The sequence below is a fragment of the Janthinobacterium aestuarii genome, from assembly GCF_046113285.1.
In the GTDB taxonomy this organism is placed as follows: Bacteria; Pseudomonadota; Gammaproteobacteria; order Burkholderiales; family Burkholderiaceae_D; genus Janthinobacterium.
In genome coordinates, this window is the sequence record NZ_CP142524.1 from 2,524,072 (window position 1) to 2,537,564 (window position 13,493).

A 13,493-nucleotide genomic window follows, 5' to 3' on the forward strand; every position below is an offset into this window, starting at 1 on the left:
GAATATAAGTTTGCAATATAGCAAACTTATGCAACCGTGCGCGCACCGTCCGGCGCCGCGAACTTGGCCCCGGCTCAGCTCAAGACGTTGAGCAAGCCATCGAGTCCCACAAAGTTCAGCGCCACATCGGCTTGCGAGCGCACCACGGGCTTGGCGCGGAAGGCCACGGACAGGCCGGCGATGCCCATCATTTTCAAGTCGTTGGCGCCGTCGCCCATGACGATGGCCTGCGATGGGGAAATGCCCATCTCCGCGCACACGCGTTCCACCGTACGCTGCTTTTCCTCCGCGTCGACGATGCCCCCTAAGACTTTGCCCGTCAGCTTGCCGTCGACGATTTCCAGTTCGTTCGCGTGCGTGTAGTCGAGGCCGAGGCGCTCTTTCAGGCGCTCGGTGAAGAAGGTAAAACCGCCCGAGACCAGCAGGGTTTTCAGGCCGGCCGCCTGCACGGCCGCCAGCATCTTCTCGGCGCCGAGCGACAGTTTCAGGCGCTCGTCGTAGACGCGCTGCAGGGCCGATGCATCGAGGCCTTCGAGCAGGGCCACGCGCTGTTTCAGGCTGGCCGCGAAATCGAGTTCGCCGCGCATGGCCGCTTCCGTGATGGCCGCCACTTGCGGTTTGAGGCCCTGCATGTCGGCGATTTCATCGATGCACTCGATGGTGATCAGGGTCGAATCCATGTCCATCGCCACCAGCTTGAACTCACTGAGTTCGCGCTGGCCCATCATGTAGGTCGCGTCCAGCTGCGCCGCCTGGGCCGCCACTTCGATGGTGGGGCGCAGGGCTGGCGAATAGGCGATCTGCTCGCAGCGCACGGCATTCGGACCGAGGCGCGTGACGGACGTGGGTGCGGCCAGCGCGGCGATGCGTTCGAGGCGCGCGCTATCGCCGTCGAGGCCCTGCAGGATCAGGTTCATGGTGATGGTTGTGGTATTGGTCATGGGTCAGGCCTGCATAAATGGTCGAAATGGTCTACACCGTCAATTGCTTGATGGTGGTCTTGATCTGCGTCACACGCGCGGCCAGGTCCGGCATGGCGGCCGTGATTTTCAGCTTGTCCTGGCCATGCAGCTTGATATGGCGGTTCTTCTGGATCAGGCCGATGATGCGCATCGGGTCAATGGGCGGCTTGGCCATGAATTGCAGGGTGGCCGCCTCGCCATGCACGTCGATCTTGACGATGCCCACGGTTTTCGCCGCGATGCGCAGGCGGTGCGTCTCGACCAGGGCCTTGACGGCGTCGGGCAGCTTGCCGAAGCGGTCGATCAGCTCTTCCTGGATATCGTCGATTTTCTCTTGCGTGGCGCAGTTGGCCAGGCGCTTGTAGATCGACAGGCGCTCGTGCACGTCGCCGCAGAAGTCCGCCGGCAGCAGGGCCGGCACGTGCAGGTTGATCTCGGTGGTCGAGGCCAGCGGCGCGGCCAGGTCCGGCTCCTTGCCGGCCTTCAGCGAGCGCACGGCTTCGTTGAGCATGTCCGAATACAGCTGGAAGCCGATTTCCGTCATCTCGCCCGACTGGCTCTCGCCCAGCACCTCGCCGGCGCCGCGGATTTCCAGGTCGTGCATGGCCAGGTAAAAGCCGCTGCCCAGCTCTTCCATCTGCTGGATGGCGTCCAGGCGGCGCTGCGCCAGTTTCGTCAGGCCCTGCACGTCGTGCACCAGCAGGTAGGCGTAGGCCTGGTGATGCGAGCGGCCCACGCGGCCGCGCAACTGGTGCAGCTGCGCCAGGCCGAACTTGTCGGCGCGGTGCATGATGATGGTGTTCGCCGTCGGCACGTCGATACCCGTCTCGATGATCGTCGTGCACAGCAGAATATTGAAACGCTGGGCGACGAAGTCGCGCATGACCTTTTCCAGGTCGCGCTCGTGCATCTGGCCGTGCGCCACGGCGATGCGCGCCTCGGGCAGCAGTTCCGTCAGCATGGCCAGGCGGTTCTGGATGGTTTCCACCTCGTTGTGCAGGAAGTAGATCTGGCCACCGCGTTTGAGTTCGCGCAAGCACGCTTCGCGGATGATGGCTTCGCCCTCGCTGCGGACAAACGTCTTGATGGCAAGGCGCTTTTGCGGCGCCGTGGCGATGATGGAAAAGTCGCGCAAGCCTTCCAGCGCCATGCCCAGGGTGCGCGGGATCGGCGTGGCCGTCAGGGTCAGCACGTCCACTTCCGCGCGCAAGGCTTTCAATGCTTCCTTCTGGCGCACGCCGAACCGGTGTTCCTCATCGATGATGACGAGGCCCAGGCGCGTGAATTTCACGTCGTCCGACAGCAGTTTATGTGTGCCGATGACGATGTCGATGGTGCCGTCGGCCATGCCCTTGAACGCCTGCGTGATCTCCTTGCCGGTGCGGAAGCGCGACAATTCCGCGATGCGCACGGGCCAGTCGGCGAAGCGGTCGGCGAAGGTTTGTGCATGCTGCTCGGCCAGCAGGGTGGTGGGCGCCAGTATCGCTACCTGCTTGCCTCCCATGACGGCGATGAAGGCGGCGCGCAGCGCCACTTCCGTCTTGCCGAAGCCGACGTCGCCGCACACGAGGCGGTCCATCGGCTTACCGGACGTCATGTCCTTGATGACGTTGTGGATGGCCTCGGCCTGATCCGGCGTCTCGTCGAAGCCGAAGCTGTCGGCGAAGCGCTGGTAGTCGTGCGACGAGAATTCGAACGAGTGGCCCTGGCGCAGCGCGCGGCGCGCGTACAGGTTGAGCAGTTCGGCGGCCGTGTCGCGCACCTGTTCGGCGGCGCGCTTCTTCGCCTTTTCCCACTGGCCCGAGCCGAGCGAATGCAGCGGCGCGTCTTCCGGCGAGGCGCCCGAATAGCGCGAGATCACATGCAGCTGCGACACGGGCACGTACAGCTTGGTGTCCTTCGCGTATTCGAGGTGCAAAAATTCCGTCTCGCCTTCGCCCAGGTCCATGCTGGTCAGGCCCATGTAGCGCCCGATGCCGTGGTTGATGTGCACGACGGGGTCGCCGATTTTCAGCTCGGACAGGTCGCGCACCATCGACTCGACCTGCGTCACGCCTTCCTGTTTCTTGGTGCCGACCCTGCGGCCGGAACCGGCATACAGCTCCGTCTCGGTGATGAAGGATAAATTTCCTTCCGGCGTAAACAGCTCGAAGCCCGCGTGCAGCGGCGCCACGCCCAGCATCAGCTTGGCGTCGGACTGCAGAAAACCGTCGCTGCCTTCCACCGGTGTCAGCTGCAGGTCGTATTCGCTGAAGTACTGCTGCAGGGTTTCGCGGCGGCCGTTCGATTCGGCGCAGATCATCACGCGGCGGCCCGCTTGCAGCAGATAGCTGCGCAGGTTGGCCAGCGGGTCGTCGGCGCGGCGGTTGACGGCGATGTTGGGAATCGGCGCCGACAGTTCGGACGCCAGCGCATCGTTCGATTTCGCAATCGCCAGGCGCGGGTAGGGCTTGGCCAGGCCAAAGAACTGCTCGTCGGACAGGAACAGCGCTTCGGGCGGCAGGATAGGCCGCTCGCGGTCGGCCTTCAAAAAGCGGTAGCGCGACTGCGTGTCGGTCCAGAAGCGGCCGATGGCGGCGTCGATCTCGCCCACCAGGGCCAGTGAGGCGTCGGGCGGCAGGTAGTCGAACAGGGTCGCCGTCTGCTCGAAGAACAGGGGCAGATAGTATTCGATACCGGCCGAGGCAATGCCGCTGCTGATGTCCTTGTAGACGACGGAGCGCGACGGGTCGCCTTCGAATTGCTCGCGCCAGCGGTTGCGGAAGGTGGTGCGCGCCGCTTCGTCCATGGGAAATTCGCGGCCCGGCAGCAGCCGCACTTCATGCACGGGGTAGAGCGAGCGCTGGGTGTCGGCGTCGAAGGTGCGGATGGTTTCGATGGTGTCGCCGAACAGGTCGAGCCGGTAGGGCAGGGCCGAACCCATGGGGAACAGGTCGAGCAGGCCGCCGCGCACCGAGTATTCGCCCGGCGACATCACTTGCGACACATGGCTGTAGCCGGCCAGGGTCAGCTGCGACTTCAGGCGTGCCTCGTCCAGGGTTTCACCCTTCTTGAAGAAGAAGGTGTAGGCGGCCAAGAAGGACGGCGGCGCCAGGCGCACCAGCGCCGTGGTGGCCGGCACGATCAGCACGTCGCACTGGCGCGTCTGGATTTCGTGCAGGGTGGCCAGGCGCTCCGAGACCAGATCCTGGTGCGGCGAAAAGGCGTCGTAGGGCAGGGTTTCCCAGTCCGGCAGCAGATGGCAGCGCAGTTCCTTGCCGCCAAACCACGGGATTTCATCGAGCAGGCGCTGGCCGTCGCTGGCCTGCGCCACCACAACGGCCAGCATCTGGCCCCGCGCTTTCAATTCCAGTGCGGCCAGCGCCAGGGCATAGGCGTCGGATGAACCATACAGGGCGGGCAGCGCGTAGCGGTTGCCGGGCTTGGGGAGGGCTTTCGTTAAGTCTAAGGACATGCAGGCGATGACACTAGTGGCAGAGGCAGTTGAGTGGAACAGCTGTGATGCGCGCCGCGCCGCCAGTGACGGCGCTGACAGGCGAGATTATAGACCATCGCCCGCACCTCCGCGCTTGAGAAAACCGTCGCGAGCGGCAGCGATTTGTGGTCAAGAAGCGCAGCCGTACGCTAGTACGGTGAGCATCGCAGGCCGCAAGGCGCGACGCGCAGCAGGTTTTATCCTGCGCGGACATTGGCGATGCCGAATGGGACATGCACCATGGGTATCGTGCCGCCCGCCGATTTCAGGTGGCTCAACTGGTCGTCGAAGAAGATATGCGGCTTGAACACGGACAGCACGCGCGATTTGTCCATGCCGCCGAGGAAAAACGTCTCGTCGGCCGCCACGCCCCAGCTTTTCAGGGTCGTCACGACGCGTTCGTGCGAGGGCGCGTTGCGCGCCGTGATGATGGCGATGCGCAGGATCTTTTTGTAGCCGGGGTCGCGCCGCTGCGCCTTTTCTTCCAGGCGCTGCATGGTGGCCAGCTTCTGGAACAGGTCGGCCAGCGGGCCGGGGCGGTGCGGCGTGCCCACGTTCAGGGTTTCATGGGCGTGGAATTCATCGACGTCATTGTTGCGCTTGAACACGGTTTCCGCCTCGTCGTCGGCGATCACGCCGTCGAAATCGAAGGCCACGCGCAGTTCCTCGTCGTTTTCGTCGTCTTCCGTGCGCGATGGCAGCACCAGGCCGGCCGGATAGTCGCACGCCAGCGCGCTGCGCACGTCGTCCTCGTTCGCGCTGAGGAAGAGCGAGGCGTTGAAGGCGGGCAGGTAAGGATAGGGCGACTTGCCCGTCATGAAGGCGGCGCGCGAGATATCGAGGCCGTAGTGGGCGATCGAATGCATGACGCGCAAGCCCGTTTCCGGCGAATTGCGCGAAAACAGCACCACTTCCACGGGCGACTGGCGCGGGTAGTGCTTGTTGATGTTCAGAAAGCGGCGAATGAAGGGGAAGGCCACGCCGCGCGGCAGGACCGTGTCGATATGCGCTTCCTGGTACTTGCGGTATTCCTCGGGGCCGCTGTCGAGGTAGACCTGGTGCGATTCTGCCAGGTCGAACAGGGCGCTGGAAGCGACCCCGATCACCAGTTTGTGTTCGATAGGATAAGCCATGGTCTGCCTGTTGTTTGCTTGTTGCTCATCTTATACGACTATCAACTGCGTAGCCAATAGTGGCGTATCGGGATTTTTTGCACCAAAGCGGGGCGCCAGGCCGTTTTTTCTGTCCACTGTGCAATATGCGCCACAGTAAAGAAAGAAATCTTGTTTTGTATCAAGTATGTAGCAGCCAGCGAGCGTATTTTCCACTATGCTTTCACTTATGAAATCTCGCCAATTGTAACGAAGCGTACGCCCTATCCCCGCCACCTTTATACAAGTGTCAGCTGTTTTACTCGAACATGCCAGCCCCAACTTCGCCAGCAGTCGTCGTGACTTTATAAAGGACCTAGCCATGTTTAAGAATTTACTGATCAAATGGAAGCTGGCGACGCTCGTTGCCGTGATGATGGTGGCCTTGCTGGTGGTGGGCATCAGCGGCTACACGGGCATCGCCACCGTGGGGACCGCCGTCAATGAGATCGGCGTGGTGCGCCTGCCGTCGATCCAGGGCCTGATGATGATGAACGAGGGCCAGACGGCCGTCGCCGCCGCCACCCTGACGGCCGCCATCTATGAAAACAATTACCAGGCACAGGACAAGTTCGCGGAAGCGCTGCAGCTGCGCACCAAGGCCTGGAGCAATATCGAGGCAGGCCGCAAGCTGTACGAGCCGCTGCCGCAAACCCCCGAGGAAGCCGTGCTGTGGAAGCGCTTCCTGGACGAATGGGCGGCCTGGAAGGGCGATGACGACAAGGTGCGCGCCATCCTGCGCCAGCTGGCCGACAACCGCGACGAGCCGCGGCAGAAAGAGCTGTTCGTGGCGTTCTACAAGCAGTACCAGGATTCGCGCAGCCTGTTCAGCAAGGCCGAAGCCACGCTCAACGAGATCATCAAGCTCAATAACGGCGTGGCCGATGCCAGCGTCAAGGAAGGCAGCGCCGCCGTGATCCGCTCGGAAAGCCTGATGGTGATCCTCGGCTTGCTGGCTTCCGCGCTGGGCATCGGCTGCGCCGCCTACATCACGCGGGCCATCACGCAGCCGATCAATTCGGCCGTGAAAGTGGCGCAAACGGTGGCCTCGGGCGACCTGACCAGCCACATCGAGGTGCACACAACGGAAGAAACGGGCCAGCTGCTGCAGGCGCTGAAAGACATGAACACCAGCCTCGTGAACATCGTCGGCCAGGTGCGCAGCGGCACGGAGACGATCGCCACGGCCTCGTCGGAAATTGCCAGCGGCAACCTGGACCTGTCCTCGCGCACGGAAGAGCAGGCCAGTTCGCTGGAAGAGACGGCATCGTCGATGGAAGAGCTGACGTCCACCGTGCGGCAGAACGCCGACAACGCCCAGCAAGCGAATCAGCTGGCGCTCTCCGCCTCGGGCGTGGCGGTGAAGGGCGGCGCCGTGGTGGGCAAGGTGGTCGAAACCATGGACGCCATCAACGACTCGTCGCGCAAGATCGTCGACATCATTTCCGTCATCGACGGCATCGCCTTCCAGACGAATATCCTGGCCCTGAATGCGGCCGTGGAAGCGGCGCGCGCGGGCGAGCAGGGACGCGGCTTTGCGGTCGTGGCCACCGAGGTGCGCAATCTGGCGCAACGCTCGGCGGCGGCCGCCAAGGAAATCAAGACCCTGATCGGCGACTCCGTCGTGGCCGTCGACACGGGCAGCAAGCTGGTGGCCGAGGCGGGCAGCACGATGGCCGAAATCGTCTCCAGCGTGCAGCGCGTGACGGACATCATGGCGGAGATCAGCCTGGCGACGCAGGAGCAAAGCTCGGGCATCGACCAGATCAACCAGGCCATCGGCCAGATGGACCAGGTGACGCAGCAAAACGCGGCCCTGGTGGAAGAGGCGGCCGCCGCGGCCGAATCGCTGCAGGAGCAATCGGGCCAGCTGGCCCAGGTGGTCAGCGTCTTCAAGCTCGATGGCGCACAGGCGCCGGCCGCGCGCGTGAAGCCTGCCGCGCCGCGCGCCGCAGTGGCCAGTGCCGCGCCCAGGCGTCCCGCACCGGGTCCGGCATCGCCTCCCGCATCACGCCCCGCTGCAGGCCGCCCGGCCTTGCGCGCCGTGCCGTCCCAGCGCCAGAGCGCATCGCGCGACGACGAGTGGGAAGTGTTCTGACGGATTGACGGACTGACGGCGCCAGGATGCGCTGACCGGACGGCCGCCCTGTGCGGCCGTTTTTGCATGTGCGCCCAAGCCCGCACTGCGGTTACTACTTACTAAAAAAACAGCGTTATAAAAATAGCTGTTTTGTCATCTAAGCAAATCTTTTCAAAACTTAACGCGACATTGCTTGTGAGATAACTCACACTGCCTGCCGTACCACCCTTGTTCCCGCCTCGGCCACATCCCGGCTGACCCCTCCGCCTGCTGCGTCCAGCCATTCGTGGCAGGCGGCAGCCATTGCCGTCAGCCTTGCATGCGAGCCCGGCGCGGTGACCGATGATGCACCACATTGAAGGATGCGAATAATGATGGCAAATATGAAAATCGGCACGCGCCTGCGCTGCTCTTTTGCGTTGTTGACCTTGCTGCTGCTGGCGACTGCCGCGCTGGGCATGTTGCACCTGTCCAGCCTGGAGCTGCGCATGCGCGACGTGATCGATGACAAGTATCCGAAAACCGTGCTGGCCAACGACATCATCAAGAATGTCAACATCATCGCGCGCTCCTCGCGCAACCTGCTGCTGATGATGGAGCCGCAGCAGCTGGCGCAGGAGCGCGCGAGCATCGCCAGGGCGGGCGCGGACACGGAGCAGCGCCTGGCGCAGCTCGAACGCATCGTGCTGTCGGAGCAGGGACGCGCACTGATGGCGGCCGTGACGCAGGCGCGCGCCACCTTCAACGAGGGCCGCGACAAGGTGCTGGCCCTGCTCGACGCCGATGCGCGCGACGAGGCGGCGGAGCTGCTGCTCGGTACCGTGCGCAACGACCAGCTGCGCTACATGGCGGCGCTGGAAACCTTGATCACGCACCAGCATGACCGCATGGAAGAAGCGGGCGCCCAGGTGCACGCAGAATATCTGTCGGCGCGCACCATGATGCTGGCGCTGAGCGCCCTGGCCATCGGTTTCTCGCTGGTGACGGCATGGCTGGTCACGCGCAGCATCGTCCATCCGTTCCGGCGACCTGACATCGACCTTCGGCCGCCACGGCGGCGATGAAACGGGCAAGCTGCTCGACGCGCTGTGCATCATGAACGGCAACCTGCTCGAGATCGTGCAGCGGGTACGCAGCGGCACCGACACCATCGCCACGGCCTCGTCGCAGATCGCGGCCGGCAATAGCGACCTGTCGTCGCGCACCGAGGAGCAGGCCAGTTCGCTCGAACAGACCGCGTCGGCCATGGAGGAGCTCAGCTCCACCGTGCAGCAGAACGCGGACAATGCCCGCCATGCCAGCATCCTGGCCGTCGAGGCGGCAAACATCGCCGGCGCCGGCGGGCAAGCCGTGGGCCAGGTGATCCACACCATGGACGCCATCAGCGCGTCATCGGCGCAGATTGCCGACATCATCGGCGTGATCGACATGCTGGCCTTCCAGACGAATATCCTGGCCTTGAACGCGGCCGTGGAAGCGGCGCGCGCGGGCGAGCAGGGGCGCGGCTTTGCCGTCGTGGCAACGGAAGTGCGCAGCCTGGCGCAGCGCAGTGCCGCGGCGGCGCGCGATATCCGCGCCCTGATCGCCAATTCCACCCAGCAGGTCGACGCGGGCGCGGCCCTGGTCGCACAGGCCGGCGCCACCATGCAGGAAGTGGTGGCGGCCGTGGGGCGCGTGAGCCAGATGGTGGCCGACATCACGGCTGCCAGCGCCGAGCAAAGCACGGGCATCGGCCAGGTCAGCCAGGCCGTCGTGCAGATGGACGAGGTGACGCAGCAGAACGCCGCCCTGGTGGAGGAGGCTGCGGCCGCGTCGCAATCGCTGGAAGGCGAGGCGGCGAACCTGCTGCAGGTGGTCAGCGTGTTTCGCCTGCAGCAGGGGCCGGCGCACGCCTTGCCGCGCCGGAGCGCGCCGGCCGTGCCGCGCCTGCTGGCCTAGTGGCGCGCCTGGCAAGGTTCTGGCACGGCCCGCGCGCGCGGTCGCTGCTGTGCGCTGCGCTGGCCGTCTGCCTGCCGTTGGGCATCTGGCTGGACGATGCGCAGCCGCGTCACGTGGCGCTGGCGGGACTGGCGGCGCTGGCGCCGGGTTGCGCCATGCTGTGGCGGGCGCTGAATGGGCGCGGCGGCACGCGCATGGCGTCGGCGCGCAGCCGGGAGCTGCAGGCGCGCCTGGACAGCGCCATCGGCGACGGCGAATTCTGTTTTCACTACCAGGGCAAGTTTGATACGGCGCAACTGCGCCTGGTGGGCCTGGAAGCGCTGCTGCGCTGGGACCACCCGCGCCACGGCCTGATCTACCCGAATGCATTCATCGGCCTGGCCGAGCAGACCGACGCCATCGTCGCGCTGGGCAACTGGGGTATCGATGCCGCCTGCCGCCAGCTGGCGCAGTGGCGCGCGGCGGGCCTGCCCTTGGTGCCTGTCGCGGTGAATGTCTCGGCGCGCCAGCTGTGCCAGCCGCACTTGCCGGACTTCGTGCTGCGCTGCCTGCGGCGGCACGCCATCGTGCCTGGCCTGCTGGAGCTGGAAGTGACGGAAAGCTGCTGCATCGACGACATGGCGCAGGCGACGCAGGTCTTGCGCCGGCTGCGCGCGCTGGGCCTGGCCATTTCGCTCGATGACTATGGCACCGGCCATTCGGGGCTCAGCCATGTCAGGATGCTGCCGATTCACACCATCAAGATCGACCGCTGCTTCATCCGCGACCTGGGCAGCGCAGGCAGCGCAGATAGTGACACTGTGATCGTCGCCTCGACCATTGCGCTGGCGCGCGGCCTGGGCTTGCAGGTGCTGGCCGAAGGCGTGGAAAACGGCGAGCAGCTGGCGCGGCTGCGGCGGCTGGGCTGCCCCCAGGTGCAGGGCTTTTACCTGCACCGCCCGGCGTCCGCGGCCGACGTGGCCGCACTGCTGGCCGACGGCGCGCCGGCCGGCCTTGTAACAGTGCCGAAACATGGCGCCATGCGGCCTGGCGTGGATGCTCAGTAAAATATGGCCACTGCAAGCCGCATGCTTTAACACTTCTCCCCCACGCAAGAATGATAAACAGTCCCGTCCCGGCCTATGTCTTCGGCCCGTTTCGCCTTTTGCCGCTAGAACGCGTGCTGTTCGAGGGCGATCGCGCGCTGCGCCTGGGCAGCCGGGCCATGGACTTGCTGCTGGCCCTGCTGGAGCGCGCAGGCGACATCGTCGACAAGCATGAACTGGTGGCCATCGTCTGGCCCAATGCCGTGGTCGACGACGCGACCTTGCGCGTGCACCTGGCGGCGCTGCGCAAGGCGCTCGGCGATGGCCGCGATGGCCAGCGCTACATCACCACCGTTCCCGGGCGCGGCTATGGCTTCCTGGCGCCGCTGGCGCACACGGGCCAGCCGGCGCCCGGAACGGCCGGCGTCGAGCCGCGGCATAACCTGCCCGTCATGCTGACGCGCATGCTGGGCCGCGCCGAGGCGCTGCAAACGATGGCCAACCAGCTGCTGCAATTGCGCCTGCTGTGCATTGCCGGTCCGGGCGGTATCGGCAAGACCACGCTGGCTGTCGTCCTGGCCACGCGCGTGCTGCGCCGCTATGCCGATGGCGTGTGTTTCGTCGACCTGGCGCCGCTGGACGAGGCCCGCCTGGTGCCGCTGGCGCTGGCCACGGCGCTGGGGGTGGCGGTGCCGGCCGGCGACGCCATGCCGGTCCTGCTGGCCTACCTGCGCCCGCGCCACATGCTGATCGTGCTCGATAACTGCGAGCACGTGATCGGCGCGGCCGCCATGCTGGCCGACGCATTGCTCAAGGGCGCGCCGTTGCTGCACGTGCTGGCCACCAGCCGCGAGCCGCTGCGCATCACCAGCGAGCAGCTGCAGCGCCTGCCCGCGCTGGAATTGCCGCCGGCCGATGCCGTGCCCGATGCGGCGGCAGCCCGGCATTTCGCCGCGGTGCAGCTGTTTTGCGAACGCTGCGCGGCCGTCGACGATGCTTTCGTGCTGGCCGACGCCGATGTGCCCGTGGTGGTGGACATTTGCCGGCGGCTCGACGGCATCCCGCTGGCGCTGGAGCTGGCGGCCGGGCGCATCGGCCATTTCGGCTTGCATGAATTGCGCCGCCAGCTCGACGACCGCTTTCGCCTGCTCACGCGCGGGGCGCGCAACATGCCCTTGCGGCACCAGACCCTGCGCGCCACCCTGGACTGGAGCTACTGCCTGCTCGACGCGCAAGAGCGCCAGGTGCTGCAGGCGCTGAGCGTGTTCAAGAGCCGCTTCCGCCTGGAGTCGGCCAGCGCCGTGGCGGGTTGCGACGTGTTCGACACGCTGGCCGATCTGGCGGCCAAGTCCCTCGTCAGCATCGAATTTTGCTGCCAGCACGTGTATTACCGCCTGCTCGACACCACGCGCGCGTATGCTAGCGCGCAGCTGGCGGCGGGCGGGGACGCCAGCGCCGTGCTGCGGCGCCATGCGCGCCATTGCCTTGGCCTGGCCGGACGCATCGCCGCCGACTGGGAGAGCATGCCGCCGGCGCACTGGAGCGCGCGCTACGGCCGCCATGTGGATGACCTGCGGGCCGCCATCGACTGGACCTTCGGCGAGGAGGGCGACGTGGCGCTGGGCGTGGCCCTGACTCTGGCCGCGCAACCCCTGTTCTATCAGCTGTCGCTGATGGATGAATACCGCGTGCGCGTCGCGCGGGCGCTCGAGTGCATGGCCGCGCAGGCAGTGGATGACCCCGACAGCGAGATGCAGCTGCATGCCTCGCAGGCACACCTGCTGCTGCATACGCAGGGCGTCACCGGCACCATGCTGCGTTCGTTCCAGCGCGGCTATGCGCTGGCCATGCGCACGGACGATGACAGCCGCCGTGCGGAAGCGATTTGCGGGATGTGGATCTGCAGCCTGCAGCTCGCCGATTTCCAGCGCGCCGACAGTTACGTGGCCCAGCTGGCCCTCCTGTGCGAAGCGCGCGACGACACGGCGATGCGGCTGGTGCTGGCGCGCATGCGCTCGGCGGGCGAGTACTTGCGCGGACGCTACGCGGAGTCGGCGGCGCTGGCGCGCATGGTGCTCGCGCATCCCGAGGGCGCCGGGCAGCTTGGCTTCAACAACGCCTTGCTGGCCGATCACCAGGTTTGCCTGCGCGGCACGCTGGCGCGCTGCCTGTGGATGCAGGGCCGCGCCGACGACGCACTGGCGCTGGCGCGCGAGGCGGTGACGGTGGGCTTCGAGCACAATGGCGTCACGCTGTGCGTGGCGCTGGCCATCAATGCCATTCCCGTCGCCCTGTGGTGCGGGCAGCGGGGACTGGCGCATGCCTGGACTTGCCTGCTGTGCGAGCACGCGGCCCGCTATGGCTTGATGTACTGGAGCGCCTGGGGCGCCGCCTACCAGCGGCTGCTCGACGCGGGCGATACGCTGACGGAATTTCCCTGGCCTGCCGTGCGCAGCTGGCCGATACAGATCGATTTGATGGCCACGCTGCACGACGCGGCCGCCGATAGCCAGGCGCTGCGGCGCGCACGCACGGGACTGGCGCCATGGAGCGCGCCGGAAGTGCTGCGCCGCGACGCGCACCACCGCTGGCGGGCGCTGGCGCAAGACGATGCGGCCGGCCTGGAAGCGGTGCGCGTGCAGCTGGAAGAAGCGCTGCAGCTTGCCCGGGGCCAGCAGGCGCCGGGCTGGGAGCTGCGCTGCGCCACCAGCCTGGCGGCCGTGATGCAGGCGCAAGGCTGCGGCGCCGCCGCGCATGCCTTGCTGGCCCCCGTCCATGCCGGCTACCGGCAGGGGCGCGACACCACGGATGTGATGGCGGCGGCAGCTTTGCTGGCCCGGTTGCTGGCGCAGCTGGCTTGAT

At 66.1% G+C, this 13,493-nt stretch carries 8 protein-coding genes; 5 read left to right on the plus strand and 3 right to left on the minus strand.

Translation table 11 applies throughout. The features are described from left to right. Positions 1 to 74: 74 nt before the first annotated feature. From serB to OX462_RS11415, 3 genes are all read right to left on the minus strand, one after another. A complete protein-coding gene (gene serB, locus OX462_RS11405; RefSeq protein ID WP_070218909.1) occupies positions 75 to 917 on the minus strand; it encodes a phosphoserine phosphatase SerB in 843 nt (280 codons plus the stop codon). Positions 918 to 972: 55 nt separating this feature from the next. Continuing rightward, positions 973 to 4,416, minus strand: a complete 3,444-nt coding sequence (mfd, locus tag OX462_RS11410) for a transcription-repair coupling factor (RefSeq protein WP_070218906.1) — start codon at positions 4,414 to 4,416, stop codon at positions 973 to 975. 218 nt (positions 4,417 to 4,634) lie between these two features. Beyond that, positions 4,635 to 5,570: a 5'-nucleotidase gene (locus OX462_RS11415; protein ID WP_121669819.1), complete on the minus strand. Its 936-nt coding sequence runs from the start codon at positions 5,568 to 5,570 to the stop codon at positions 4,635 to 4,637. A gap of 340 nt (positions 5,571 to 5,910) precedes the next feature. Between OX462_RS11415 and OX462_RS11420 the strand changes: the two genes are divergently transcribed. The 5 genes from OX462_RS11420 to OX462_RS11440 all read left to right on the plus strand — a co-directional run bounded on the left by OX462_RS11420 (position 5,911) and on the right by OX462_RS11440 (position 13,492). After that, entirely contained in the window at positions 5,911 to 7,686 is a 1,776-nt protein-coding gene (locus OX462_RS11420) for a methyl-accepting chemotaxis protein (RefSeq protein ID WP_070300218.1), read from the plus strand. Between the two features lie 353 nt (positions 7,687 to 8,039). Beyond that, a complete protein-coding gene (locus tag OX462_RS11425) occupies positions 8,040 to 8,732 on the plus strand; it encodes an MCP four helix bundle domain-containing protein (protein ID WP_409028437.1) in 693 nt (230 codons plus the stop codon). Between the two features lie 31 nt (positions 8,733 to 8,763). Next, on the plus strand, positions 8,764 to 9,606 hold the full coding sequence (locus tag OX462_RS11430) for a methyl-accepting chemotaxis protein (RefSeq protein ID WP_409028438.1): 843 nt from the start codon (positions 8,764 to 8,766) through the stop codon (positions 9,604 to 9,606). Next, positions 9,606 to 10,652: a putative bifunctional diguanylate cyclase/phosphodiesterase gene (locus tag OX462_RS11435; protein ID WP_070219917.1), complete on the plus strand. Its 1,047-nt coding sequence runs from the start codon at positions 9,606 to 9,608 to the stop codon at positions 10,650 to 10,652. Before OX462_RS11430 ends, OX462_RS11435 begins: the two co-directional genes overlap by 1 nt. Positions 10,653 to 10,750: 98 nt before the next feature. Continuing rightward, complete coding sequence (locus tag OX462_RS11440; RefSeq protein WP_409028439.1) at positions 10,751 to 13,492, plus strand: ATP-binding protein; 2,742 nt, start codon at positions 10,751 to 10,753, stop codon at positions 13,490 to 13,492. Position 13,493: the final 1 nt, after the last annotated feature.

Coding starts and splice junctions, on each gene's coding strand:
- OX462_RS11415 (WP_121669819.1), bottom strand. CDS start 5,570: ATGGCTTATCCTATCGAACACAAACTGGTGATCGGGGTCGCTTCCAGC.
- OX462_RS11425 (WP_409028437.1), top strand. CDS start 8,040: ATGATGGCAAATATGAAAATCGGCACGCGCCTGCGCTGCTCTTTTGCG.
- OX462_RS11430 (WP_409028438.1), top strand. CDS start 8,764: ATGAACGGCAACCTGCTCGAGATCGTGCAGCGGGTACGCAGCGGCACC.
- OX462_RS11420 (WP_070300218.1), top strand. CDS start 5,911: ATGTTTAAGAATTTACTGATCAAATGGAAGCTGGCGACGCTCGTTGCC.
- serB (WP_070218909.1), bottom strand. CDS start 917: ATGAACCTGATCCTGCAGGGCCTCGACGGCGATAGCGCGCGCCTCGAA.
- mfd (WP_070218906.1), bottom strand. CDS start 4,416: ATGTCCTTAGACTTAACGAAAGCCCTCCCCAAGCCCGGCAACCGCTAC.